The organism is Pseudomonas saponiphila (assembly GCF_900105185.1).
Lineage (GTDB): Bacteria > Pseudomonadota > Gammaproteobacteria > Pseudomonadales > Pseudomonadaceae > Aquipseudomonas > Aquipseudomonas saponiphila.
In genome coordinates this window covers 1,615,375-1,640,853 of sequence record NZ_FNTJ01000002.1, presented here as the reverse complement: position 1 = coordinate 1,640,853, position 25,479 = coordinate 1,615,375, and the positions used below count along the sequence as shown (strand labels likewise).

At 63.7% G+C, this 25,479-nt stretch carries 25 protein-coding genes; 4 read left to right on the top strand and 21 right to left on the bottom strand.

Features of this window, described 5'->3' with window-relative positions; all coding sequences use genetic code 11:
- The first annotated feature begins 28 nt into the window (after nucleotides 1–28).
- Nucleotides 29–646: an energy transducer TonB gene (locus BLV47_RS29310; RefSeq protein ID WP_092319988.1), complete on the top strand. Its 618-nt coding sequence runs from the start codon at nucleotides 29–31 to the stop codon at nucleotides 644–646.
- Between the two features lie 8 nt (nucleotides 647–654).
- Here the strand turns inward: BLV47_RS29310 and BLV47_RS29305 are convergent, their stop codons facing one another.
- The 7 genes from BLV47_RS29305 to ppc form a co-directional block, all read right to left on the bottom strand.
- Complete coding sequence (locus tag BLV47_RS29305) at nucleotides 655–1,353, bottom strand: extensin-like domain-containing protein (RefSeq protein ID WP_092319986.1); 699 nt, start codon at nucleotides 1,351–1,353, stop codon at nucleotides 655–657.
- A 13-nt stretch (nucleotides 1,354–1,366) separates the two neighbouring features.
- On the bottom strand, nucleotides 1,367–2,197 hold the full coding sequence (locus BLV47_RS29300) for an isocitrate lyase/PEP mutase family protein (protein WP_092319984.1): 831 nt from the start codon (nucleotides 2,195–2,197) through the stop codon (nucleotides 1,367–1,369).
- Between the two features lie 33 nt (nucleotides 2,198–2,230).
- Complete coding sequence (locus BLV47_RS29295; protein ID WP_092320587.1) at nucleotides 2,231–3,091, bottom strand: DUF72 domain-containing protein; 861 nt, start codon at nucleotides 3,089–3,091, stop codon at nucleotides 2,231–2,233.
- The gene (locus BLV47_RS29290) at nucleotides 3,088–3,384 is read right to left on the bottom strand and encodes a hypothetical protein (RefSeq protein WP_092319982.1); all 297 of its coding nucleotides are present in this window, start codon (nucleotides 3,382–3,384) and stop codon (nucleotides 3,088–3,090) included. Before BLV47_RS29290 ends, BLV47_RS29295 begins: the two co-directional genes overlap by 4 nt.
- 186 nt (nucleotides 3,385–3,570) lie before the next feature.
- Nucleotides 3,571–4,245: a tRNA (adenosine(37)-N6)-threonylcarbamoyltransferase complex dimerization subunit type 1 TsaB gene (gene tsaB / locus BLV47_RS29285; protein ID WP_092319980.1), complete on the bottom strand. Its 675-nt coding sequence runs from the start codon at nucleotides 4,243–4,245 to the stop codon at nucleotides 3,571–3,573.
- A gap of 90 nt (nucleotides 4,246–4,335) precedes the next feature.
- Entirely contained in the window at nucleotides 4,336–4,983 is a 648-nt protein-coding gene (gene adk, locus BLV47_RS29280) for an adenylate kinase (protein WP_060837737.1), read from the bottom strand.
- A gap of 289 nt (nucleotides 4,984–5,272) precedes the next feature.
- Nucleotides 5,273–7,903 (bottom strand): phosphoenolpyruvate carboxylase, encoded by a 2,631-nt coding sequence (gene ppc / locus BLV47_RS29275; protein WP_092319978.1) that lies wholly within the window; start codon nucleotides 7,901–7,903, stop codon nucleotides 5,273–5,275.
- Nucleotides 7,904–8,108: 205 nt separating this feature from the next.
- Between ppc and BLV47_RS29270 the strand changes: the two genes are divergently transcribed.
- The 3 genes from BLV47_RS29270 to lptF all read left to right on the top strand — a co-directional run bounded on the left by BLV47_RS29270 (nucleotide 8,109) and on the right by lptF (nucleotide 9,989).
- Entirely contained in the window at nucleotides 8,109–8,453 is a 345-nt protein-coding gene (locus tag BLV47_RS29270) for a pilin assembly protein (RefSeq protein ID WP_092319976.1), read from the top strand.
- A 284-nt stretch (nucleotides 8,454–8,737) separates the two neighbouring features.
- Nucleotides 8,738–9,151 (top strand): DUF4398 domain-containing protein, encoded by a 414-nt coding sequence (locus tag BLV47_RS29265; RefSeq protein WP_092319974.1) that lies wholly within the window; start codon nucleotides 8,738–8,740, stop codon nucleotides 9,149–9,151.
- Nucleotides 9,152–9,200: 49 nt separating this feature from the next.
- Complete coding sequence (gene lptF / locus BLV47_RS29260; protein WP_092319972.1) at nucleotides 9,201–9,989, top strand: lipotoxin F family OmpA-related lipoprotein LptF; 789 nt, start codon at nucleotides 9,201–9,203, stop codon at nucleotides 9,987–9,989.
- A gap of 112 nt (nucleotides 9,990–10,101) precedes the next feature.
- Here lptF and BLV47_RS29255 read toward each other — a convergent pair whose 3' ends face one another.
- The 14 genes from BLV47_RS29255 to BLV47_RS29190 form a co-directional block, all read right to left on the bottom strand.
- Nucleotides 10,102–10,428 (bottom strand): PA3694 family proteiin, encoded by a 327-nt coding sequence (locus tag BLV47_RS29255; protein WP_092319970.1) that lies wholly within the window; start codon nucleotides 10,426–10,428, stop codon nucleotides 10,102–10,104.
- Entirely contained in the window at nucleotides 10,425–11,339 is a 915-nt protein-coding gene (locus tag BLV47_RS29250) for an alpha/beta hydrolase (RefSeq protein WP_092320586.1), read from the bottom strand. Before BLV47_RS29250 ends, BLV47_RS29255 begins: the two co-directional genes overlap by 4 nt.
- A gap of 53 nt (nucleotides 11,340–11,392) precedes the next feature.
- Nucleotides 11,393–12,670: a flavohemoglobin expression-modulating QEGLA motif protein gene (locus tag BLV47_RS29245; RefSeq protein WP_092319968.1), complete on the bottom strand. Its 1,278-nt coding sequence runs from the start codon at nucleotides 12,668–12,670 to the stop codon at nucleotides 11,393–11,395.
- A 35-nt stretch (nucleotides 12,671–12,705) separates the two neighbouring features.
- Nucleotides 12,706–13,251 carry a hypothetical protein gene (locus BLV47_RS29240; protein WP_092319966.1) on the bottom strand — a complete coding sequence of 182 codons (546 nt, stop codon included), beginning with the start codon at nucleotides 13,249–13,251 and terminating at the stop codon, nucleotides 12,706–12,708.
- An 87-nt stretch (nucleotides 13,252–13,338) separates the two neighbouring features.
- Complete coding sequence (locus tag BLV47_RS29235; RefSeq protein WP_092319964.1) at nucleotides 13,339–14,055, bottom strand: TetR/AcrR family transcriptional regulator; 717 nt, start codon at nucleotides 14,053–14,055, stop codon at nucleotides 13,339–13,341.
- A 105-nt stretch (nucleotides 14,056–14,160) separates the two neighbouring features.
- Complete coding sequence (gene lysS / locus BLV47_RS29230; RefSeq protein WP_060837731.1) at nucleotides 14,161–15,663, bottom strand: lysine--tRNA ligase; 1,503 nt, start codon at nucleotides 15,661–15,663, stop codon at nucleotides 14,161–14,163.
- A gap of 115 nt (nucleotides 15,664–15,778) precedes the next feature.
- Nucleotides 15,779–16,874, bottom strand: a protein-coding gene (prfB, locus tag BLV47_RS29225; RefSeq protein WP_143038322.1) for a peptide chain release factor 2 whose coding sequence is annotated in 2 segments (ribosomal slippage) — nucleotides 15,779–16,801 and nucleotides 16,803–16,874 — 1,095 coding nt in all. Because the reading frame shifts where the segments join, the coding sequence is not laid out codon by codon here.
- Between the two features lie 107 nt (nucleotides 16,875–16,981).
- Entirely contained in the window at nucleotides 16,982–17,983 is a 1,002-nt protein-coding gene (locus tag BLV47_RS29220) for a response regulator (RefSeq protein ID WP_092319962.1), read from the bottom strand.
- A gap of 48 nt (nucleotides 17,984–18,031) precedes the next feature.
- Nucleotides 18,032–19,042 carry a chemotaxis response regulator protein-glutamate methylesterase gene (gene cheB, locus BLV47_RS29215; RefSeq protein ID WP_092319960.1) on the bottom strand — a complete coding sequence of 337 codons (1,011 nt, stop codon included), beginning with the start codon at nucleotides 19,040–19,042 and terminating at the stop codon, nucleotides 18,032–18,034.
- Entirely contained in the window at nucleotides 19,039–21,348 is a 2,310-nt protein-coding gene (locus tag BLV47_RS29210) for a hybrid sensor histidine kinase/response regulator (protein WP_092319958.1), read from the bottom strand. Before BLV47_RS29210 ends, cheB begins: the two co-directional genes overlap by 4 nt.
- Nucleotides 21,345–22,034, bottom strand: coding sequence for a chemotaxis protein CheW (locus tag BLV47_RS29205; RefSeq protein ID WP_092319956.1), 690 nt, complete (start codon nucleotides 22,032–22,034; stop codon nucleotides 21,345–21,347). The genes BLV47_RS29210 and BLV47_RS29205 overlap by 4 nt, the downstream gene beginning before the upstream one ends.
- Nucleotides 22,031–23,308, bottom strand: coding sequence for a CheR family methyltransferase (locus tag BLV47_RS29200; RefSeq protein WP_092319954.1), 1,278 nt, complete (start codon nucleotides 23,306–23,308; stop codon nucleotides 22,031–22,033). The genes BLV47_RS29205 and BLV47_RS29200 overlap by 4 nt, the downstream gene beginning before the upstream one ends.
- Complete coding sequence (locus BLV47_RS29195; protein ID WP_092319952.1) at nucleotides 23,305–23,841, bottom strand: chemotaxis protein CheW; 537 nt, start codon at nucleotides 23,839–23,841, stop codon at nucleotides 23,305–23,307. Before BLV47_RS29195 ends, BLV47_RS29200 begins: the two co-directional genes overlap by 4 nt.
- The gene (locus BLV47_RS29190) at nucleotides 23,841–25,463 is read right to left on the bottom strand and encodes a methyl-accepting chemotaxis protein (RefSeq protein WP_092319950.1); all 1,623 of its coding nucleotides are present in this window, start codon (nucleotides 25,461–25,463) and stop codon (nucleotides 23,841–23,843) included. Before BLV47_RS29190 ends, BLV47_RS29195 begins: the two co-directional genes overlap by 1 nt.
- Nucleotides 25,464–25,479 lie beyond the last annotated feature (16 nt).

Here is a 25,479-nt window from a genome sequence, read left to right as displayed (position 1 = left end):
GCCAGAGCTCAAGCGTCGACCGAGAGCAATGTCAGACATTCAACGCACATCGATAGGTTATATCTCTCGCCACGGCGACTATGGCCTACGCAACTCCCAGGCACTGAGCGGCGTCAGCCATCTGTGGCAGGATTTCTTTGCCCAGGCCCTGGCCGAGCAACGGGGAGATGGCGCGAGCGTTGAAGGGCTGCCAGCGGTTGCCGTCGATGGCCCGGTAGAGCCGGCGGGCGGTAGCGACCTGCTGGCGCAGATCGTCAATCAGCGCCACTGCGACGTGCAGGAAACCGAAGTTCGCCCTCCTGAGCCGCTGTTCCTACCGATCGCCGAATTCGAAATGGATCTGCTGGACAAGCCCGCTGCGCCGTTCCCGCCGGAAGAAATCATCGCCCAGCAACGCCAGCAGAACTTCGAAAGTGGCTGGGTGCGGCCGCTCGTGCTCAATGCCGGCCAGCCCGTGCCCGCTCCTGGTCCCGCGCCGGAGCCGCGTCCTCTGCACTTGCCGATCGCCGAATTCGAGCTGGACCTGCTGGACAAGCCGGCCGAACCGTTCCCGCCGGAGGAACTCATCGAACAGCAACGGCAGATGGATTTCGACATCGGCTGGGCTCGCCCGCTGATCCTGCAGAACCTGCGCATCGCCGCCTGAGCCGTTCTTCAGCGACACACCCACCAAGGTCCCACATCCAGATGGAAATGGTTGCGATGCGCGCTGTTGTAGTCCGGCCCCAGCACCACATTGAACGCATCGCAGGCGCCGTCCCGGGCCAGCCGCAGAAAGCGCCCTTCACTGCTGTCCTTGGGCCAATCCTGCAGCACGCTGATACTGCGTCCATCGCTCAGACGAAAGCCGGCAATATCCAGGGCATTGGCGCTGGCATGCTGACTGCGCGCCCCCTTTTCGCGGCTATACATATTGCGGCAGGCAAAGCTGCCCAGATGATCGACCCGCGCCACTCGCTGTCCGTACACCGCCTGCGCCGCCGGCTGCAGTCCGTGGAGCTCGTACAGAGCAAACGCCACCGCCAGCGGACAACTGGCGAGAAAGCTGCTGCTCAACGCGACCGCGCCCCCTTGCACCCGCAAGGTATTGCTCAACGGGCAGGCCACGTCGCCACGACTGTCGGGTTGGCGACTGGTGCGCAAACCGGAGCGCGCCAACACTTCATCGCACAGCTGCGGATCATCCCGCAGCCGCGCCAGCTTGAAACGAGTCAGCAGATTAGGCTTGGCCTGCACATCCAGCGGCGCCCAGGGGTTCCACGCAGCAGCCACCGGCAACCAGCCCAGGCGGATGCCGATCAACAACAGGGCGCCCAGCAGCAACAAGGCGCCCAGCACTTTCAGTCCCCGCACATAAACTCCCGATTCATGGGCGCTTGAACAATTGATTGATCTGCTGGAACGGCATCGCCCGCTCGGCAAAGTCGAAGCGACCGTGATCACGAATGTCTTCAGCCGCGCGGTAGAACGCCCCATAGGCTGCCCGAGCCATGGCGGAACCGACGCTGATGCGCTTGACCCCCAGCTCCGCCAGTTGCGTCACGCTCAGGTTGAGGCCGCCGGCCATCAGCACGTTCACCGGCCTGGGGGCCACGGCCCGCACCACTTGCAGGATCTCCTCGGCGCTGCGCAACCCCGGTGCATACAGCACATCGGCCCCGGCTTCGGCAAAGGCCTGCAAACGGCGGATGGTGTCAGGCAGATCGTCACGACCGTGGAGCAGATTCTCCGCCCGAGCCGTCAGGGTGAAGGGAAATGGCAGGCTGCGAGCTGCGACGACACAGGCCTCGATACGCTCAACAGCCAGATTGAAGTCATAAATGGGCTCGTCGGCACGCCCGCTGGCATCCTCGATCGAACCGCCCACCACGCCACTGGCCGCTGCCAGCAGCAGCGCCTGGGCGCAGCCTTCGGGGCTGTCGGAAAAACCGTTTTCCAGGTCCACCGCCACCGGCAGGCTAGTAGCCCCGACGATCCCGCGGACGTTGTTCAAGGTGTCTTCCAGGCTGACCGCGCCCTCGGCGTCCGGGCGCCCCAGAGAGAAGGCGTAGCCCGCGCTGGTGGTGGCCAGCGCTTCGAAACCCAGGCCGGCCAGCATCCTCGCGGAACCGGCATCCCAGGGATTGGGAATGACAAAGGCACCGGCACGCTCGTGCAGGGCCTTGAAAGCGTTGGCTCGAAGGGATTGCGCGTCCATTTGCTCGCTCCTGAAGAAGGCAGTGAAACCGCCTCAGAGCAGGCCAAGCTGCTCTGCGGCGGGCTCTCTGTATAACTCAGGCAACGCGGGCAAGCCAGGCAAACGTTGCATCAGCCGAGCGTGAAAACGCCGGGCCAGTTCCGCTGCCAGGCGGTTGTCCGAGGTGTGCAGGAACACATAGGGCGTGCGCCCCTCCTCGATCCAGGTGGCGACCTTGTCGATCCAGGGCACTAGGAACGGATCGTTGGCCTCAAGCTCCGGATGGCCGATGAAACGCACCTGGGGAAACTGAGTGAAGGCCGCCGGCCGCGGCGGCACCCGGGGCTTTTTCGACTGCGCATGGAGCACTGCCGGAGCGCTGGAGGTGCAACTGAACAGGGCCCGCGGATCCAGGCAGATGCGCTCGACACCCCGCTCGCGCAACAATCGATTGAGCATGCGCTCGGCATCGCCCTTGGCAAAGAATTCCGGGTGCCGGACCTCCACCGCCAGCGGCCGCTCCAGGCCATCGATAAAACCCGCCAACTCCGCCAGTCGCTGGGGCGCGAAGCTGGCTGGCAGTTGCAACCACAGGGGCGATACCCGTTCACCCAACGGGCTGAGCAACTGAACAAAAGTCTCGGCAGCGCTCAACTGCTGGCGCAGGTCACCGCCGTGACTGATGTCGCCGGGAAACTTGGCGGTGAAGCGAAAGTGCTCGGGCATGATCTCGGCCCAGCGCTGCACCGTCGCTGGTGCGGGCCGGGCATAGAAGGTGGTGTTGCCTTCGACGGCGTTGAAGACCTGGGAATACAGGCCGAGGAAATCGTTCGCTCGGGCATCTTGCGGATACAGGTACTCACGCCAGGCGTTTTCGCTCCAGGAAGGACAACCGAGAAAATAAGGCAGCATCAGATGTGCAGGTCGAGCCCCACCACTTCCAGATCCCAATCGACAAAGCCGGCGGTGGTCAAGTAGCTGGCCAGAGCATTGGCCACGCTCTTTTTCATCGCGCGCTGGAAGATCATGTCCTGTGGACGGGCAGGGAGATTGCCGGGGCGGGAGGCAGAAGCCTGGGAACGGCTTTGGGGTTCGGACTGGACTTCGATCGCATCGGCATCATCCAGGGACTCGTCTACCAGCACCGGGCCTTTGCGAGGCTTGCGCTTGATGGGGTAGGACTGCGAGGAGATGCCGTCTATGCGCATACTGAAAAGCCCGGGGTCAATGATGGCAATTTAGCGGCACTGCTGCGACTTAGCAAATGCCCGAGTGATAACTAGAACACAGAAAAGCCAAAAGGTTTAAAACCGGACAGGGAGGATGCTGAAAAACAGACGATTGGCGGCTGTCGGCAGAAAAAATCTGAACAACCGCAAACACTTGGCCCCTCCTCAACGGGCTTTGGGCGTGGCCACCTTATCCCGCAGATAGACCGGTTGTGCCTCGTCGGCGACGATTGCCTCGCCCCGCTCCCAGGCAAATTTCGCCAGGGTCAGCAGGTCTTCGGCATGGGGCAGCATGCCCGCGTCCTGAGCGCCGAGAGTGACGGCGATGCGCTGGCCATACCCCCAACCCGTGCCCGCGCCAAACCAGTCACCATCGGCGCCTGCCGGCAAGCTCGCGACTTCCGGCGCCAGCACGGCTTCGACCCCGACCAGGCGCATCTCGCCGGCCGTTTCCCGATAGCAGCCCCAATAGACTTCATCCATGCGCGCATCGATGGCCGCGGCCACCTGAGTCGCACCGTGCTCACGCAGGGCACGCTGGGCCAGCACCGCCAGGTTGGACACCGGCAGCACCGGACGCTCCAGGGCGAAGGCCAGCCCCTGCACCACGCCAATGGCGATGCGCACGCCGGTAAAGGCGCCCGGGCCGCGGCCAAAGGCGATGGCATCCACCGCCTGCAAGGTGGTCCCGGCATTGGCCAGCAGTTCCTGGATCATCGGCAACAGCTTTTGCGCATGCAGGCGCGGGATCACCTCGTAATGGCTCGTAACCTTGCCGTCATGCAGCAAAGCAACGGAGCAAGCTTCAGTCGCGGTGTCCAGGGCCAGCAAGGTGCTCATTCGGGGTTCCATCGGCATTGAAAAAAGTGACGCATTATAAACAGCAACGGCCCGCAAGCGGGCCGTTGAACGATCAAACGATCAGGTAATTCAGCTCAGGGCTTCAAGTACCTTGGCGGTGATCACTTCCACCGAACCCACACCCGGGATATGGCTGTACTTCGGCTTGCCCTGGGTCGAGGCCAGTTGCTGGTAGAACTCCACCAGCGGCTTGGTCTGGGAGTGGTAGACCGACAGGCGATGACGCACGGTTTCTTCGGTGTCGTCCTTGCGCTGCACCAGGTCTTCACCGGTGATGTCGTCCTTGCCGGCGATCTTCGGCGGGTTGTAGACGGTGTGGTACACACGGCCCGACGCCTCGTGCACACGGCGACCGGCGATACGCTGGACGATCTCTTCGTCGTCGACCGCGATTTCCACCACGTTGTCCAGTTCCACACCGGCCTTGACCAGTGCTTCGGCCTGAGGAATGGTGCGCGGGAAACCGTCGAACAGGAAACCCTTGGCGCAATCAGGCTGGCTGATGCGTTCCTTGACCAGGTTGATGATCAGGTCGTCGGATACCAGGCCACCGCTGTCCATCACGCTCTTGGCCTTGAGACCCAGCTCGGTGCCGGCCTTGACCGCCGCACGCAGCATGTCGCCGGTGGAGATCTGTGGAATGCCGAACTTTTCGGTGATGAACTTTGCCTGAGTACCTTTACCGGCCCCGGGAGCTCCCAGCAGAATTACGCGCATCGATGTGCTCCTCAATTTTTTATTTAGAAACGCTCGGATTCGCCTCGTGGGGCCAATCTCAAAAATAGGGTGATGGCCGCCCAAACGGCCAAAGGCTGATCAAGATACACAGCCGACACAGCCCGCACAAGCAGTCGAAAGTCGGAGGAACCCGGCCTTTTTGTGCCACTTTGGCCGGGTAGAACAAGTCGCAACCCCATAACAAAGTGTCGCCAGATGAATCTGAGCGACACCTTGGGTTTGTCCTGATCAGGGCTGCGCCAGAGCAGGCAAACAGCCCTCTGGCGCCTCAGCCGGTGTTGCGCAAACCGGCGGCGATACCCGCTACGGAGACCAGCAACGCCTGTTCCACGGGGCTTCCTTGCGGCGCCTCCTGCTTGCGCGAGCGCGCCAGCAGCTCCGCCTGCAGCAGGTGCAGCGGATCCAGGTAGGTATTGCGCAGGCGGATGAACTCCAGGGTGGCGGGGCTGTGGGCCAGCAATTGCGACTGTCCGGTCAACCCCAGGACCACCGCGCAGGCCTGCGACAATAGGTCGCGTAAATGCGCTCCCAATGGCAGCAATTCGGCCTCCACCAGGCGCTCGTCATAAGAGCGGGCAATGTCCGCATCGGCCTTGGCCAGGACCATTTCCAGCATATCGATGCGGGTGCGGAAGAACGGCCACTGTTCACGCATCTGCCCCAGCAACTCCCCCTCGCCCCGGGCCAGGGCCTTGCTCAACGCCGCCTCCCAGCCGAGCCACGCCGGCAGCATCAGGCGGGTCTGGGTCCAGCCGAAGATCCACGGGATGGCCCGCAGGCTTTCAATGCCGCCAGCTCGACGCTTGGCCGGGCGACTGCCCAGGGGCAGACGGCCCAACTCCTGCTCCGGGGTGGACTGGCGGAAGTACTCGACAAATTGCGGATTGTCCCGCACCACCGCGCGATAGGCCTGGACCCCATCGCTGGCCAGTTCGTCCATCAGGTGACGCCAGGCCGGTTCCGGTGGTGGTGGCGGCAACAAGGTCGCCTCCAGTACCGCGGCCAGGTAGAGGTTGAGGTTCTGCTCGGCAATGTCCGGCAGGCCAAATTTGAAACGGATCATTTCCCCTTGCTCGGTGGTGCGGAAGCGCCCGGCTACCGAACCCGGTGGCTGCGACAGAATGGCCGCGTGCGCCGGGCCGCCGCCACGCCCCACGGTGCCACCGCGGCCGTGGAACAACAGCAGCTCCACCTGCTGTTCGCGACAGATGTCCACCAGCCGTTCCTGAGCTCGGTACTGAGCCCAGGCCGCAGCCGTGGTCCCGGCATCCTTGGCCGAATCCGAGTAGCCGATCATCACCTCCTGAGGCCCCTGCAGCCGCGAGCGATAGCCCGGCAAGTGCAGCAACTTCTCCATCACCGGGCCGGCGTTATCCAGGTCCGCCAGGGTTTCGAACAGCGGCACCACGCGCATCGGCCGCAGCACCCCAGACTCCTTGAGCAGCAGCTGCACCGCCAGTACATCGGAGGCCGCCCCCGCCATGGAAATCACGTAGGAACCCAGGGACGCCGCCGGCGCCTGGGCGATCTCGCGACAAGTGGCAAGCACTTCGGCAGTGTCCGCCGAAGGCTTGAAGTAGCCCGGCAGCAACGGCCGCCGGCTGGCCAGTTCGCGATTGAGGAAGGCGATGCGGTCCTCTTCGCTCCAGTCGGCATAGCGCCCCAGGCCCAGGTAATCGGTGATCTCGGTCATGGCCGAGGTATGCCGGCTGGAGTCCTGGCGCACATCCAGACGCACCAGGAACAGGCCAAACGTCACCGCCCGGCGCAGGCAATCGAGGAGCGGGCCATCGGCAATCACGCCCATCCCGCATTCATGCAGCGACTGGTAGCACAGCTGCAAGGGCTCCAGCAGCTCGCGATTGTTCTGCAGCACCTCGGGCCCGGCCGGCACCGCCGCGCCAAGCGCCGCCTGGGCCCAGTTGCGGGTAGCCCGCAGGCGCTCGCGCAGTTGCTTGAGCAGCGCGCGGTAGGGTTCGGCACTGTCGCCGGCCTTGGCCAGCAGGGCCGGACTGGCCTGCTGCATGGACAACTCGGCGGCCAGATGATCGACGTCACGCAAATACAGATCGGCGGCCATCCAGCGCGCCAGCAGCAGGACTTCGCGGGTCACGCTGGCGGTGACATTGGGATTGCCGTCACGGTCACCGCCCATCCACGACGCGAAGCGGATCGGCGCCGCCTCCAGGGGCAAACGCAGACCGGTGGCTTCGAACAGCGCCTTGTCGGCCTTGCGCAGGTAATTGGGGATCGCCTGCCACAGCGAATGCTCGATCACCGCAAACCCCCACTTGGCCTCATCCACCGGCGTCGGCCGGGTGCGGCGGATTTCCTCGGTGTGCCAGGCCTCGGCAATCAGCCGTTGCAGGCGTTCCTGAATCTGCCCGCGCTCGGCGCTGGTGAGATCGCGATGGTCCTGGGCCGCCAGCTGCGCGGCAATCGCATCGTATTTCTGGATCAGGGTGCGGCGTGCCACTTCGGTGGGGTGCGCGGTGAGCACCAGCTCGATCTCCAGACGCGCCAACTGCCGGGCCAGGGCATCGGCGGAGTGCCCCTCGGCCCGCAGGCGCGCCAGCAGCTCCGGCAATACCCGGGCTTCGAAGGGCGCCGGTTGCGACTCGTCGCGGCGGTGAATCAACTGATACTGCTCGGCGATGTTCGCCAGGTTGAGGAACTGGTTGAAGGCCCGGGCCACCGGCAGCAATTCGTCTTCGCTCAGGGAATCGAGACTGGCACTCAATTCGGCCCCGGGCGAGCCCCGGCGATCGGCCTTGGCGCCCTTGCGGATCTGCTCGATCTTGTCGAGGAAAGCCTCCCCGTACTGATCACGGATGGTATTGCCCAACAGTTCGCCCAAGAGGTGAACGTCTTCGCGCAAGCGCGCATCAATATCGGTCATCGAGGTGTTCTCCAGCAGACTCAAGGCGGCACGGAAGGCTCAAGAGTGCCGCTTGCACGCGTGCCTTAGCAAGGGCGCAAGTTCACCCCGGGCCAACCCCGGCCGATGGGGCTAGTCTCAAGGGTAGGCCGCACAAGGGCCACGCACCGGCCCCGGCCGGTTACTCAACCCAACCTGCCACGAGCAGGCGTTCATCGAGGTCAGCATGAAAATCCGTGAGCTCGCACAACATTGGGAAGAAAACGCCAAGGGGCGCCTGAGCAAGACCGCCTACCGGATTCACCTGGACGTAGAAGCCGCCGCTCGCCTGGCCGCCCTTTCCGATATGTACCCCAAACGCCAGACCGAGGAGTTGCTCGGCGAACTGATCGGCGCCGCCCTGGAAGAGCTGGAAGCCAGCTTCCCCTACATCCAGGGCCGGCAGGTGGTGGCCACCGACGAGGAAGGCGATCCGCTCTACGAGGATATCGGTCCGACCCCGCGCTTTCTGGCCCTGTCACGCCAGCATCTGCAACTCTTGGCCAGCCAGTCCGACAAGCCGAAGCACTGAGTCGCCCCCCTCTCCAACACCCGTTGAAGCTCATCGTCCCCGGCCCTGAAAAGGGCCGGGCATACCCCGCTGCACGGCAAAAGTTCCCGGTTTAGAGCCCTGTCCGAGCCGTCAGATTTTTTCCGGCCAATCGCCATCTTTCTCTGAACTATTCAAAAAAGCCTCGGGTCACACCCAGTAGCCATCACTGGAACGGCCGTTTCAAATTTCGCCATGAGCGCTTGTCACTCAGCGTCACGGCGCCAGGACCGGGATGGATATTGATGTTTTTCAGGAGTTACCCAATGGAGTTGAAGACCATGAAGATCAGCACTGCCCAATCCTCGTTCACCTCTCTGCGCGGGCTGAAGCTGGCCGCGCTGGCCCTCGGTAGCAGCATGGTACTGGCCGGTTGTGCCGGTAACCCGCCTTCCGAGCAGTACGCGGTCACGCAATCTGCGGTCAATAGCGCAGTGAGCGCAGGCGGCACCGAGTTCGCCGCCGTGGAAATGAAGTCGGCCCAGGACAAGCTCAAGCAAGCCGAGATTGCCATGCACGACAAGAAGTACGACGAAGCCCGTCGCCTGGCCGAACAAGCCGAGTGGGATGCCCGCGTAGCAGAGCGCAAGGCCCAGGCCGCCAAGGCCGAGCAAGCGCTGAAAGACTCGCAGAAAGGCGTTCAGGAACTGCGTCAGGAAGGTATGCGCAGCGTGCAGTAAGCCGCCGCCGATTCCCACGTACTCGTATTTGAATGAAAGGACGAACATTATGCGCAAACAACTGATGATCCCTGCCCTGCTGGCCATGAGCGTAGCCCTGGCGGCCTGCTCCACCCCGCCCAACGCCAACCTGGAAAGCGCCCGGACCAATTTCTCCGGCCTGCAAGCCAACCCGCAGGCGAGCAAGGTCGCGGCCCTGGAAACCAAGGACGCCGCCGACTGGATGGACAAGGCCGACAAGGCCTACCTGAACAAGGAAGACGAGAAGAAGGTCGACCAACTGGCCTACCTGACCAACCAGCGGGTTGAAGTGGCCAAGCAGACCATTGCCCTGCGCACCGCCGAAACCAAGCTCAAGGACGCCGGCGACCAGCGTGCCCGCGCCATCCTCGAAGCCCGCGACGCACAGATCAAACAGTTGCAGGACAGCCTCAACGCCAAGCAGACCGACCGCGGCACCCTGGTGACCTTCGGCGACGTGCTGTTTGCCACCAACAAGTCCGACCTGAAATCCAGCGGCCTGGCGAACATCAACAAGCTGGCGCAATTCCTCCAGCAGAACCCGGATCGCAAGGTGATCGTCGAAGGCTACACCGACAGCACCGGCAGCGATTCCTACAACCAGTCCCTGTCCGAGCGCCGCGCCGGCTCGGTGCAGATGGCCCTGATCCGCATGGGTATCGACCCGTCGCGCATCGTCAGCCAGGGTTATGGCAAGGAGTATCCGGTGGCCGATAACGGCAGCGTTTCCGGGCGAGCCATGAACCGTCGCGTGGAAGTGACCATTTCCAACGACAACCAGCCGGTGGCGCCACGTTCGGCCATCAGCCGCAACTGATGCAGCCCCTGCCTTATATAGGCAGGTGAAACACAACGCCGCCGACCTCTTCAGGTCGGCGGCGTTTTTTTATGCGGTTATCCCAGTAGGAGCCGGCTTGCCGGCGAACCGATCACTGCTCCAGCTGCGGAGTTTCCTGGCCCATGCAGCGCACGGCCTGCTTCTTCTTGTTTACCAGGACCCCGGTCAGGCCCTTCTGCTGGGTGTCGAACAGCACCAGCACGCCGTCGATGCACTGGGCCACTTCATCGGCCGGTTGCAGGGAGATCCTGTAGTCCTCGCCCGGCACGGTCTTGAGCATGGTGAAGTCGCTGAGCAGCAGCGCATCTTCCGGTTTGGCGAAGTGCAGGTAGCCGTAGTACCACAGGCTGCCCACGGTAACGATGATGCTGCAGATACCAGTGATGATCATTGGAATGGCGTTGCGTTCTTCACTCATTGCGGACTCTCTGGAGGTTCAACTGCTGAATTCGGGGTCGTCGGGTAATTGGGGATTTCCCCCAGCCGACGCAACCCGTCGAAATGCTGCGGATCATCGAGGTAGCGCAGCATCACGCGGCGCCAGGTCGGATCGGCAAAGGTTTGCACATGGCCGCCGCGGGTCAGTTGCAGGACCCTGGGCGGGGGCGCAGCTTGATACACGCGGATGCCGTTGGAAAGGGGCACGATCGGATCGTCGATGCTGTGGTAGATGAGTTTCGGCACCCCGGTCAGGCGCGGCAACGAGTTGATCGCGCTGTCGGCGTCCGGTACCAGCCACGACAGCGGCAGCTGCAGCGGCCAGGTCAGCCAGGAGGTGCTCAGGGCATAGCGCCCGACATCGCGATAACTGGCGGGCACGCCATCGAGCACCAGGGCCTTGAGCTGCGCCTGACGCTCGGGGTGCGCCACTAGGTAATGAATCGCCAGCGCGCCGCCCAGGCTTTGCCCCAGCACGATCAACGGCTTGCCCTGCGTCTCGGGGGCCTGATCCAGCCATTTGAAGGCGGCGTCGACATCCTGGTAGATCGCCGGCAGGCTCGGCGCGCCTTCGGACACGCCATAACCGCGGTAGTCCAGGAGCAATACCTGATAACCCTGTTCCGGCAGCCACCAACTGCCTCCCAGATGCCAGGCCAGATTGCCGCCGTTGCCATGCAGGTGCAGCACCGTGCCCTTGACCGCCACCCCCGGCTTGGCCGGCAGCCACCAGCCGTGCAGCTTGAGGCCGTCGGCGCTGGTCAGGGTCACGTCCCGGTATTGAAGCTTGGCCCGCTCGGGAGTAAAGGGCAGCCCGGGTTCGGGATAGAACAGCAGCGAGCTGCAGCCATTGAGGCAGAGCAACAGGGCCAGCGCGGCCAGGATGCGCATCATCGGCCACTCCGTGCAGCTACCAGTACGTCCATGTGTGCCCCCGGAAAGATTCAAAGGATGTTGGAGTAGTCCGCCTCGATCCGGTCCAGGCTCAGGTGGTTGAGGAAGTTGGAGAAACACATCCACGCCGACAGCGCATTCAGGTCACGGAACTGGTCCGGCAGGTACTTGGGCGCGACCACCAGCCCTTCGTCCACCAACTGGCGCAAGGTACGCATGTCTTCCAGGGTGGTCTTGCCACAGAACAGCAAGGGGATCTGCTCCAGCTTGCCCTTGCGCACGGCCAGCTGAATGTAGTTGTAAACCATGATGAAGCCCTTGAGATAGGACAAGTCTTTGGTAAACGGCAGCCCCGTGGGCACCGAACCGCGGAACACCCGGCTGGCGTTGCCATAGCTCTCGGCCATCTCGAAACCCTGCTCGCGGAAGAACTCGAACACCTGCAGGAAGTCCGCCCCCTCCTCCACCATGTGGATGGCCCGGGTGCGGTTGGTCAGCTTGCGCAAGCGGCTGGGGTAAGAGGCGAAGGTGATGATTTCCATGAGGATCGCCAGGCCTTCCTGGGTCACCGTGGACGAGGGCGGGCCCTTGGCCAGGAAGGTGCAGATCGGCTGGTTCAGGCCATTGAGGGTGGTGCCCACATGCACCAGCCCTTCATGGACTTCCAGGGCCCGCACATCGCGCTCGTTGAACATCGCGTCGCTGCGGATCTTGATGTAGTCGGCGCCCGCCGCGGCGTCGGCGACAATGCCATCGGACTCGAACACGCGGATGGTTTCCTCGGCTTCGCCGAACACCTTGTTCAGCCGACTCTGCAACAGGCTGACCGCCTGCTTGGCGCTGAGTACCTTGGGTTCGTCCTTGAGGTCGCCGCGCCCGTCGATGTTGTTCAGGTAGTCGGACATCATCAGCCCAAGGTCCGCCAGGGTCGGATCGCCGGCGTGGAAGGCATCGGACGCGGCGCCGTAAAGCTCCTGGGAGATCAGCCCGAAGTCGCCGGTGCCCCGGGCTTCGAGCATGCGCACCACCATGCGGTATTCCTTGCACATGCGGCGCATGATCTGCCCCACCGGGCTGAACTGCCCCAGTTGCCGGGTGATGTCGCGCTCGATGTTCTGGAATTCCAGCTTCACCGCCCCGGAATCGAAGGACAGCGGCCGTCCTTCGTAATAGGCGCGATCCACGGCGGGCAATTCCTTGCCCTTGGCCTTGAGAAAGCCCTTGCGGATGTTCTCGTCCCACTTCACCGCATCCAGTACGCGGATCGGGGTCTGCGCCAGCACTATGCGATCGGACAAAGTGCGTATCGTCTGCTGGTAGTCGTCCACCGGAAGTTCCTATTGATTGGGTCTGTGGCGCGGGCTCAGCGGGCCACGCGCTTGAAACGTGCCGTCTCGACGAACAGGTCGGAGTTGGCGGGGTCGTCAAGGTAAGCGAAGACCTCGGGCAACGGACTGCTGATCAGCAACCCCTCGCCCTCGGCCGTGGGCATGGATTCCCCGCTCAGGGCCTTTTGACCCAGGGACTGGCGAATCTGTTCCAGGTCCAGGGTATAGAGCACCAGTTCGTGCCTGGCCGTCAGTTCGAACCCGGCAATGCTGTAGTGCCCGCCGAAGGCCTGGGGCACCGCCGCCGACAGATACCAGCGATTGCCATGTCGCGACACCGTGAACTCGTAGGAATCGCGCGGGCGTGCCGTGCCGCCGGGGAAACTCGCGGCCCGATAGCGGTTGACGCCGATCTGGCGCAGCTCGATGTTCAGCGGCTCGCCCCAGGCGTTCTGGCTGGCCCACTTGCCCAGCAACGCGGCAGGCGCTGCCTGTTCGGCCGGCAGCGGTTCCTTGAAGACCACCAGGCAACCGCTGAGCAGAAGAAACGCCAGAGCCATCAGGACGCGCCAGGCTTGCATGCAAATCTCCCATGAACACCAGAATCACTGTAGCCGCTGACGCCGGCTGCACAGCCTTGGTCGCGGCACCAGCGCGGGATGGATGAATCAGACCGAAGCCAGCACCAGATGCATGTAGCGGGTGAGGATGCCCAGCATCTCCTCCTCCGCCTGCGGCTCGCTGTCGTTGAGCAGGCCCTGATATTCCATCCGGCCGATTATAGACGTCAACACCTTGGCATCCTGCTGCGGTTCCCGGGAACCCAGGACCTGGAAGAACTGGCAGGTGCCCTGAAGCAGGATCTGCTGGTGCGAGCGCACCAGTTGCGCCAGGCGCGGATTGAGCAGCGCCTCCTGGCGGAACGCCTGCTCGGCCATCAGGTGCTCGCGGCGGGTGTGCAACTGACGCTGCACGTAGTCGGCGGTGAGGCGGGCAATATCATCGGCCAGTTGCGAGCGCGACGCCGGGCTGCCATCACCGTAGGCGACCATCTCGCGCAGCAACCCTTCGTTGCTGGCCCACAGCTTGGCCATGTACGCCGCGCTGCGCTCGACGTACTGGGCGAAGGTATCGGTGAGCAGGTCATCGATGTCCTTGAAGTAATAGGTGGTGGCCGACAAGGGCACACCGGCTTCGGCGGCCACCGCACGGTGACGCACGGCTCGCACGCCGTCACGCACGACGATGCGCATGGCGGCGTCGAGGATCTCCTGTCGGCGCTGTTCGCTGCCCTGTCGGCTGGCCTTGCGCCCCTGGTACTGAACGCTTTCAGCCACCGCAGTGGCGATGCCAGCTGCACCTTCTTGAGCAATTGCGCGGTTCACGACAGGTATTCCCTCTGAAAAATCACACAGAATTAGAAGCGGTACGTCAGTTCCAGCCAGACAATAAAAAGCCGCCTGATAAAGGCGGCTTGTTATTCAAAACACTCAGGCTTGCGGCCGCATGTGCGGGAACAGGATCACGTCGCGGATCGACGGCGAGTTGGTCAGCAGCATCACCAGGCGGTCGATGCCGATGCCTTCACCGGCCGTTGGCGGCATGCCGTATTCCAGGGCACGAACGAAGTCGGCGTCATAGTGCATGGCTTCGTCGTCGCCGGCGTCCTTGTCGGCCACCTGGGCCATGAAGCGCTCGGCCTGGTCTTCCGCGTCATTGAGCTCGGAGTAGGCGTTGGCGATTTCGCGACCGCCGATGAACAGCTCGAAACGGTCGGTGACGTTGGGGTTGTCGTCGTTGCGACGGGCCAGCGGCGACACTTCGAACGGGTACTGGGTGATGAAGTGCGGCTGCTCCAGCTTGTGCTCCACCAGCTCTTCGAAAATCATCACCTGCAGCTTGCCCAGGCCTTCGAAGCCCAGCACCTTGGCCCCGGCCTTCTTGGCGATGGCGCGAGCCTTGTCGATGTCGTTCAGATCGTCGGCGGTCAGCTCGGGGTTGTACTTGAGGATCGAATCGAACACCGAAAGACGGGCGAACGGCTCGCCGAAGTGGAACACCTTGTCGCCATACGGCACGTCGGTGCTGCCCAGCACCAGTTGCGCCAGTTCACGGAACAGCTCTTCGGTGAGGTCCATGTTGTCTTCGTAGTCGGCGTAGGCCTGGTAGAACTCCAACATGGTGAATTCAGGGTTGTGCCGGGTCGAAACGCCTTCGTTACGGAAGTTGCGGTTGATCTCGAACACCTTTTCAAAGCCGCCAACCACCAGACGCTTGAGGTACAGCTCAGGCGCGATACGCAGGAACATTTCCATGTCCAGGGCGTTGTGGTGGGTTTCGAACGGCTTGGCCGCGGCGCCGCCGGGAATGGTCTGCAGCATCGGCGTCTCGACTTCGAGGAAGTCGCGCTTCATCAGGAAGCTGCGGATGTGGGCAATGACTTGCGAACGCACGCGGAAAGTCTGGCGCACGTCCTCGTTGACGATCAGGTCAACGTAGCGCTGGCGGTAGCGCTGCTCGGTGTCGGTCAGGCCGTGGTGCTTGTCCGGCAGCGGACGCAGCGACTTGGTCAGCAGGCGCACCTGGGTCATTTCAACGTACAGGTCGCCCTTGCCGGAACGGGCCAGGGTGCCTTCGGCGGCAATGATGTCGCCCATGTCCCAGGTTTTCACCGCGGCCAGGGTTTCTTCGGACAGGGTCTTGCGGTTGACGTAGACCTGGATGCGCCCGGTCATGTCCTGGATCACCATGAACGAGCCACGGTTGAGCATGATGCGACCGGCAACCTTGACCGGAATTGCCGCCTCTGCCAGCTCTTCCTTGGTCTTGTCGGCGTACTGCTTCTGCAGGTCCTGGCAGTAGTTTTCGCGGCGGAAGTCGTTCGGGAAGGCATTGCCCTTGGCGCGCTCGGCAGCAAGCTTTTCCTTGCGCAGGGCGATCAGGGAGTTCTCTTCCTGTTGCAGGGCTTGCGGGTCGAGTTGTTGGTCGCTCATGTCTTTAGATATTCCATCAGGTTCGTTGCCCCCGGGCCTTGCGGCCCGGGGATCGCCAGCAGAGCTGGCTCCTACAGGGATCGCGCTGAATCAGCGGGCCCTGTATCGGGTCTTTTTACAGGCCGGACTTCAGGCTGGCTTCCAGGTATTCGTCGATGTCGCCGTCGAGCACCTTGTCGCAGTCGCTGCGTTCGATGTTCGTGCGCAGATCCTTGATCCGCGACGCGTCGAGCACATAGGAGCGGATCTGATGCCCCCAGCCGATGTCCGACTTGCTGTCTTCCAGGGCCTGGGAGGCCGCATTGCGCTTCTGCATCTCCAGCTCGTACAACTTGGCCCGCAGCATTTTCATGGCGGTGTCCTTGTTGGCGTGCTGGGAACGCTCGTTCTGGCAGCTGACCACGGTGTTGGTCGGTACGTGGGTGATACGCACGGCCGAGTCGGTGGTGTTTACGTGCTGACCACCGGCACCGGAGGAACGATAGGTGTCGATCCGCAGGTCGGCCGGGTTGATTTCGATTTCCACCTTGTCGTCGATCTCTGGCGAGACGAACACCGCCGAGAACGAGGTGTGGCGACGGTTGCCGGAGTCGAACGGGCTCTTGCGCACCAGGCGATGCACGCCGATCTCGGTGCGCAGCCAGCCAAAGGCGTATTCGCCCTTGATGTGCACGGTCGCACCTTTGATCCCGGCCACTTCACCGGCGGACAGTTCCATGATGGTGGCTTCGAAACCGCGCTTGTCGGCCCAGCGCAGGTACATGCGCAGCAGGATGTTGGCCCAGTCCTGGGCCTCGGTGCCGCCGGAACCGGCCTGGATGTCCAGGTAGGCGTTGTTCGGGTCCATTTCATGGCTGAACATGCGGCGGAATTCGAGCTTGGCGAGGTTTTCCTCGAGACGGGCCAGTTCGGCGACCACATCGCCCACCGCGCCTTCGTCGTTTTCTTCGACCGCCATGTCCAGCAGGTCACGGCAATCGGCCAGACCGCCGTTCAGCTCGTCCAGAGTCTCGACGATCTGTGCCAGAGCAGCACGCTCGCGCCCCAGTTCCTGGGCGTACTCGGGTTTGTTCCAGACACTCGGATCTTCAAGCTCGCGATTGACCTCGGTCAGACGCTCATGCTTTTGATCGTAGTCAAAGATACCCCCGAATAGTTTCGGAGCGCTCGGACAGGTCCTTGATGGTGTTCAGGATCGGGTTGATTTCCATGGGGGGCGGCACTCGTTGGCGAACTTTTGAAAGCCGGCGATTATAACGGAATCACCGAATCACGGCAGCCCGCTTGGCGGCTTTAACGCAGCCGATCCCGGTTTTTTTCATTCAATGCCCACCTGATTGCGACCATTGTTCTTCGCCAGGTACAACCCTTTGTCCGCCGCCGAGATCAACTGCCGGCAATGGCTGTTAGGTTGCGGGGTGATGGTCGACAGACCGATGCTGATGGTCAGGCTGGAGCCTTCCACCGGGGCGTTATGGGGGATTTTCAGGGCTTCGACGGTCTGGCGCAGCTTTTCGGCCACCAGTCGCGCCCCGCCCGGCGAGGTGTTGGGCAGCACCAGCACGAACTCTTCGCCGCCATAGCGCGCCGGCAGGTCCGAGGGCCGGCTGCTGGCCTCGCGGATCGCCGTGGCCACCTTGCGCAGGGCTTCATCGCCCTCCAGGTGGCCAAAGGTGTCGTTGTAGCTCTTGAAGTAGTCGACGTCGATCATCAGCAATGACAACTGACTCTGCTCGCGCATCGCCCGGCGCCACTCCAACTCCAGGTACTCATCGAAATGCCGGCGGTTGGACAGCCCGGTCAGGCCGTCGGAGTTCATCAGCCGCTGCAGCACCAGATTGGTGTCCAGCAACTGCTGCTGGCTGACCCGCAGCGCCCGGTAGGCGGCGTCACGTTGCAGCAGGGTCATGTAGGAGCGCGAGTGGTAGCGAATGCGCGCCACCAGTTCAATATTGTCCGGCAGCTTGACCAGGTAATCGTTGGCCCCGGCGGCGAAGGCCGCGCTCTTGATCAGCGGGTCTTCCTTGGTCGAAAGCACGATGATCGGAATGTTCTGGGTCGCCGGGTGATTGCGGTACTCGCGCACCAGGGTCAGGCCGTCCAGCCCCGGCATCACCAGGTCCTGGAGAATCACCGTGGGCTTGATGCGGATCGCCTGGGCAATGGCCTGGTGCGGATCGGCGCAGAAGTGGAAATCGATGTTTTCTTCATTCGCCAACCCACGCCGAACCGCTTCGCCGATCATGGCCTGGTCGTCTACCAGCAATACCATCGCTGCATTTTCATCGGTCTTGAATTCGTCGAGCTGTAAATCATTCATGGGTTGTCACCTGAGTTGCTACCTGGCCAGGACAGCTGCGTTTATCAGTCATTTGGCAAATATCTCCAGCAAACGTGGAGCGATCTTGTCCAGTGGGCGAATCTCTGTGGCGGCACCGATGGCAGCGGCCGCCTTGGGCATGCCATACACCGCGCTACTGTTCTGGTCCTGGGCGATGGTCAAAAATCCCTGGTCGCGCATCAGCTTCAAGCCCTGGGCGCCGTCACGGCCCATGCCGGTCAGCAGCACCCCCACCGCATCGCCATTCCAGTAGCTGGTGACGCTTTCGAAGAACACGTCGATGGAGGGCCGGTAGATCTCGTTCACCGGCTCGGCGGTGTAGGCCAGGGTGCCGTTCTTCAGCAAACGGATGTGATGGTTGGTGCCCGCCAGCAGTACCGTGCCACTTTGCGGCGGCTCGCCCTCCCGGGCCAGGCGCACCTGCAGGCCGGAGGCGCTGCTGAGCCACTCGGCCATGCCAGCGGCAAACACCTGATCGACATGCTGGACCAGCACGATGGCGGCGGGAAAGTCCTTTGGCAAGGCTTTGAGCAGCACTTCCAGAGCGGCCGGGCCGCCGGCGGAGGAGCCAATGGCCACCAGGCCCTGGCGGGGAGCGCCGCTGCGCAAGGGCACCGGCGCCGAACGTACCCGACTGCCACGCTGGCCGATCAGCCAGCCGATATTGAGGATCTTGCGCAGCAGCGGCGCCGCCGCCTCCTGGGCATTGCCGGCCCCCACGGCCGGGGTGTCGACCACGTCCAGCGCGCCGTGGCCCATGGCCTCGAACACCCTGTGGACATTCTGCTGGCGGTCGACGGTGACGATCACGATGGCGCACGGCGACTCGGCCATGATCCGCCGCGTGGCCTCGACGCCGTCCATCACCGGCATGATCAGGTCCATGAGAATCAGGTCCGGGGTCAGCTCGGCGCAGTACTTCACCGCTTCGGCACCATTGGTGGCGACCCACACCACTTCATGGCTGGGGTCGAAGGCCAGCGCCCGGCGCAGGGCCTCCACCGCCATGGGGATGTCGTTGACGATGGCGATCTTCATGCCCGTGCGCCTCCAATCAGTTCCACCACCGCGTCCAGCAGCGCGTCGTCATGGAAACTGGCCTTGGCAAGATAGTAGTCGGCGCCGGCATCCAGGCCACGGCGCCGGTCCTCCTCGCGATCCTTGTAGGACACCACCATCACCGGCAGGGATTGCAGGCGATTATCGCGACGCAAGAGTGTGACCAATTCAATTCCGTCCATTCGCGGCATGTCGATATCGGTGATCAGCAAGTCGAAGCTCTCCGAACGCAAGGCATTCCAGCCGTCCATGCCATCCACCGCCACGGCCACATCGTAGCCGCGGTTGATCAGCAGCTTGCGTTGCAACTCACGCACCGTCAGTGAGTCGTCGACCACCAGAATACGCTTGCGCGCGGCCTGTGCGTGCAACGAATGATTGCCCGCGATGCGCTCCAGGCGTCCGGTGTTGAGCAGCTTGTCCACCGAACGCAGCATGTCCTCGACATCCACGATCAGCGCCACCCGGCCATCATCGAGCAGGGCTCCGGCGGAAATGTCCTGAATCTTGCCCAGGCGGTCGTCCAGGGGCAGCACCACCAGGGTGCGCTCGCCGATAAAGCGCTCCACGGCGATCCCGTACACCGCGTCGCGCTCACGGATCACCACCACCTTGAGGGTCGGCGCGCTGCTCGGGGTCGCCGGGCGCTGCAACAGCTGGCTGGCCGCTACCAGGCCGACATGCCGCCCCTCGTGCCAGAAATGCTGACGCCCTTCGACCTGGACGATCTCCTCGGGCTGCAGATCGCACATGCGCTCGATGTGCGCCAGGGGAAAGGCATAGGCCTCGTCGCCGACTTCCACCACCAGACTGCGCACCACCGACAGGGTCAGCGGCACCTCCAGGTGGAAACGACTGCCCTGGCCGCTGGTCTGTTCCAGCTGCACCGCCCCGCGCAACTGCCGAACCATGTGCTGCACCGCATCCAGGCCGACACCGCGCCCGGACACTTCGGTGACCTTGTCGCGCAGGCTGAAGCCCGGGAGAAACAGGAACGTCAGCAATTCTTCCTCGCTGAGCTGAGCGGCGGTCTGCGCCGGCGACAACTGGCGCTCGACAATGCTCTGGCGCAGGCGCTCAAGGTCCACGCCGTTGCCGTCGTCGCCCAGCTCCAGCACCAGCAGGCCGGCTTGGTGCGAGGCCCGCAGGCGGATCACCCCTTCTGCCGGCTTGCCCGCCAGCAAGCGCTGCTCGGGCAATTCGATGCCATGGTCGACGGCGTTGCGCAGCAGGTGGGTCAGCGGTGCTTCGAGTTTTTCCAGCACGTCGCGATCGACCTGGGTCTTCTCACCCTCGATCTCCAGACGGACCTGCTTGCCCAAGCTGCGCCCCAGATCACGGACCATCCGTGCCTGGCCGCTGAGCACATCGGCAAAGGGCCGCATGCGACAGGCCAGGGCCGTGTCATACAGCACCTGGGCCCGCTGGCTGGCCTGCCAGCCGAACTCGTCGAGTTCGGCGGTCTTCTGCGCCAGCAATTGCTGGGATTCGGCCAGCAGCCGCCGCGCGTCCTCCAGGGCTTCCTGGGCCTCCAGGCTGAGGCTGTGTTCCTTGAGATGCAGGTTGAGGTTTTCCAGGGCCGCCAGGCTGTTGCTCTGGATCCGCTTGAGACGCTGCATGGTGGCCAGATAGGGCTTGAGCCGCTGGGTTTCCACCAGGGATTTGCTCGACAGGTCCAACAGGCTGTTGAGGCGCTCGGCGGTGACCCGCAGCACCCGCTCGCCGCCTTCGGTCATGCGCCTACCCGGACGCGCCGCATTCACGCTCGACTCCAGCGCCAGCTCATTCGGCAACGCCAGGGATTCGGGCTCGCTCAAAGCCTCCGGCATGGCGTCGACCGGCTCCGCCACGGCGGGCATGGGCATGGGCAAGGGCGCCTCCGGCGTCGCCGGCCCCTGGCTCAGCAGGCGCTCCATCAGCGCCACGTAGGCAAGCACGTCCGGGGCAGCCAGCTCGGCGCCTCCGGGGGTGGCGATGCGCATCAACAAGTCGGTGCCCTGCAACAGCGCATCGATGTGCTCAGGCTGCAGGTACAGGCGCCCTTCCTGGGCACTGACCAGGCAATCCTCCATTACGTGGGCGACGCTGACCCCGGCATCCACCCCGACAATTCGTGCCGCGCCCTTGAGCGAATGGGCCGCGCGCATGCAGGCTTCCAGCTGATCGGCCTGGGTCGGATTACGCTCCAACGCCAGCAATCCGGCACTCAGCACCTGGGTCTGGGCCTCGGCTTCCAGGCTGAACAGCTCCAGCAACGAGGCGTCGCGCATTTGATCGGGGGTCATGTCAGGCTCCGGGTCACGGCCAAGAGCAACTGCTCTTCATCCAGCAAGCGCAGGCTGCGGCCCTGCCATTGCAACACGCCACGGGTGTACTTGGCATTGGCCTGCTCGCCGGACAGCGACGCGCCAGCCAGAATGCGCTCGTCAATGGCATGGATACCGTCCACCTCATCCACCGGCACCACCACCGGGCCACCCTCGGCACCGATGATCAGCATCCGCGGCATGACCCGTGTCGAAGGAGCCGCGCCGGCCGGCGTGCCATCGAGCCCCAGCAGTTCGCTCAACGACAGGCAGGCCACCAGCGCCCCGCGCACATTGGCCACCCCCAGCAGCGCCCGCGAACGCTGGTGGGGCAAGGAGTGGATCGCCTGCAGCGGCGCCACTTCCAGCAGGCAGCGAGTGGCCAGCCCCAGCCACTCCTCGCCCAGGCGCAAGATCAGCAGCGAGCGGGTGACCACATCGCTGTCGGGCAAAAGCGCCACCGATTGCTCGCGGTCCTCCTGAAGCTGCGAATAGCGATCCAGCAGGCGCGTGGCGGCAGCGGAGTACACCGAACAGTTGCGGCAATGAATGTGCTCGGCCAGCAACGGGCAGGACTTGTCGCCGTGGATGCCGATGCGGTTCCAGCAATCGTCGATGGCCTGGGCATCTTCACGGGTCAGGTCCAATGAGAGGGAATGGCTCATCGTTTCAACTCACTGTCGGCAGCGCGGGTGCTGCGCACAGCCCGCGCCTGCAATCGTTGGGCACCGGCGACATCGCCCTGGGACGCCAGCAGCGCCGCCAGGTGCGCCAGGGCCTCGGGGTGTTGGGGCGCCAGGTACAGGGCCTTGCGGTAAAAACCCTGGGCCTCCATGGCGTTGCCGGCCACATCACTGAGCAGCCCCAGCCAGTAGAACACCTGGGCCACCGGCTCATGCTGCTGCAGGTAGCGCTCACAGGCGGCACGGGCCTCGGCGCTCTTGCCCTCGTTGGCCAGGGCGGCAATGGTGGCCAGCAGGCTCGCCGCATCGCTGGGCGGCGCGCCGTCCAGCGCGGGTACGGGGGCCGGGGCGGTACGGCTAAAGGGCCGCGGCCGCGGGGCCGGAACGGCCGGATGAGGGGGTCGCAACGGCAAGGACAGGGGCTTGGGCAAGCTCACCGGCAGCGGCGCCGGTTCCGGTTCCTGGTGCCGGCTGAAGGCGAAGGACTGGGGAATGCCGATCGAACGCATGCCCAGGCGCCCCAGCAGACTGCCCTCGGCGGGGCCGATGAACAGCACGCCTTCTTCATGGGTCAGGCGCTTGAGCACCTCGAACACCTGACGCTGGGTCGGCTGATCGAAATAGATCAGCAGGTTGCGACAGAAGACAAAGTCGAAAGGCGGTTCCGTGGCCAGCAATCCGGGGTCCAGGACATTGCCCACATGCAGCCGAACCTGCTCGCGCACCCGCTCGCTGAGGTAATAACGATCGCCCTCGACATGGAAGTGCCGCTCACGAAACGCGGTGTGCTGGCCACGAAAGGAGTTCTTGCCATAGCTGGCACCTCGGGCCCGCTCCACCGACAGCGGACTCACATCCAGACCATCGACCTTGAATTGATGGGGCGCCAGGCCGCCGTCGAGCAGGGCCATGGCGATCGAATAGGGCTCTTCGCCGGTGGAGCACGGCAGGCTCAGCAGGCGCAGCGCGCGCATGCCGTTGATCTGCCCCAGGCGGGCCTTGGCCAGCTTGACCAGGGTGGCGAAGGATTCCGGGTAGCGGAAAAACCAGGTTTCCGGAACGATCACCGCCTCGATCAGGGCCTGCTGCTCCTCCCGCGAGCCCTGCAGCTTCTGCCAGTACTCATCGCTGCTGTGGGCGTACAGCGCATTGCAGCGCTGGCGCACCGCGCGCTCGATGATCGCCGGGCCGACCGACGCTACATCCAGGCCGATGCGTTCCTTGAGAAAATCGAAAAACCGTTGCTCGTCACTCATCGAGACTCCTCAAGCGACGCCGGGTCCAGGGGCTCCTCGGGAAACAGCAGCTCACGCACCTCGGCCGCCAGCAAGTCGTCGACCCGCACCCATTGCAGCAGCCCCAGGTCATCCTCACGCACCGGTCCCAGAAAAGGGGCCTGGCGGTTGTCCAGGCCATAAGGCTGAAACTCCCGGGGATCGCAGCGCAGGGTGTCATTGGCCTGTTCCAGCAACAGACCCAACACCCGCGGCGGTCGCCCGGCAGCGCTGCGATAGTGCACCAGCACCAGCCGGGTGCTGGTGCGCAACTGGGCAGGACGGCCGAAAGTCAGCTCGCACAGATCAATGACCGGCACCACCACCCCGCGGTAGGCAAACACCCCGGCAACCCAGGACGGCGCCCGGGCAATCGGCTTGAGCTGCAGGCGCGGCAGCACCTCAACCACATCCACCGCCTGCAAGGCGTAGCGCTCCTGACCGATGCGAAACATCAGGAACAGCGCGGTTTTCGCCCCCGAAGCGCCACTGCGCTTGTGCGCCAGTTCGTCCATCAGACTTTGAAACGCGAAACGCCGCTGCGCAGGCCCACCGCGACCTGGCTCAGCTCATCGATGGCGAAGCTGGCCTGACGCAGGGACTCGACGGTCTGGCTGCTGGCATCGCCCAATTGCACCAGGGCGTGATTGATCTGCTCGGCGCCGGTGGCCTGGGCCTGCATGCCTTCATTGACCATCAGCACCCGCGGCGCCAGGGCCTGGACCTGATGGATGATCTGCGACAGCTGCTCGCCCACCTGCTGCACTTCGGCCATGCCGCGACGCACTTCCTCGGAGAACTTGTCCATGCCCATGACCCCCGCCGACACCGCCGACTGGATCTCGCGAACCATCTGCTCGATGTCATAGGTGGCGACCGCGGTCTGGTCCGCCAGGCGGCGCACTTCGGTGGCCACCACGGCAAAACCGCGGCCGTATTCCCCGGCCTTTTCCGCCTCGATGGCAGCATTGAGCGACAGCAGGTTGGTCTGGTCGGCGACCTTGACGATGGTCACCACCACCTGATTGATGTTGCCGGCCTTCTCATTGAGGATCGCCAGCTTGGCGTTCACCAGGTCTGCGGCGCCCATCACCGAGTGCATGGTGTCTTCCATCCGCGCCAGCCCCTGCTGGCCCGAGCCGGCGAGCACCGAGGCCTGGTCGGCGGCGCTGGACACCTCCGTCATGGTGCGCACCAGATCCCGGGAAGTCGCGGCGATTTCCCGCGAAGTGGCGCCGATTTCCGTGGTAGTGGCCGCGGTTTCAGTGGCGGTGGCCTGCTGCTGCTTGGACGTGGCGGCAATTTCGGTCACCGAGGTGGTCACCTGCACCGACGAACGCTGGGCCTGGGACACCAGGGCCGTGAGCTCGGTCATCATGTCGTTGAAGCCGGTTTCCACGGCGCCGAACTCGTCCTTGCGTTCCAGGTTCAGGCGGCCGCTCAGGTCGCCGGTGCGCATGACATCGAGAATGCTCACGATACGGTTCATCGGCGCCATGATCGCCCGCATCAGCAGCAGGCCACACAGACCGGCGGCAAGAATGGCCACCAGCAACGACACGCCCATGCTGACCTTGGCCGTCGCCACGGCGTCGTCGATGGCATCGCTGGCGGCGTCGGCCACAACCTTGTTCTCGTTGATGATGTCATTGAGCTTCATCCGCCCGGCAATCCAGGCCGGGGTCAGTTGCTCATTGAACAGGCGAATCGCCTCGGCTTCCTGGCGCTTCTGGTGCAGGTCGAGCACCGCGGCCTGAATGCGATTGAAATCATCGTGGTCCTTCTCGAAGGCATCGAACTCGGTATGGTCCTCGCGACTGCTGAGGGTCCGCCTGTAGTTGGCCATCTGGGTCAGCAGGCGCTCTTCAAATGCCTTGAAATCGGCCTTGTCTTCGGAACTGATGTCCTGATTCTGCTTGAGGCCAATGATCTGCTGGGTCCGCAGGTAGGTATCGACCCAGGCGCCGCGGATCATCGAACTGAAATAGACCCCGGGGATCGCATCGTCACGCATGCTGTTTTCACCGGCTTCGATCTTCAACAGGCGCGAGTACGAGACGACGACCATCAGCAGCATGATGGCGATAATCACCGCAAAGCTCGCCAAAATGCGTTGGCGCAACGTCCAGTTCTTCACAGTCAGTCCTCGGGGC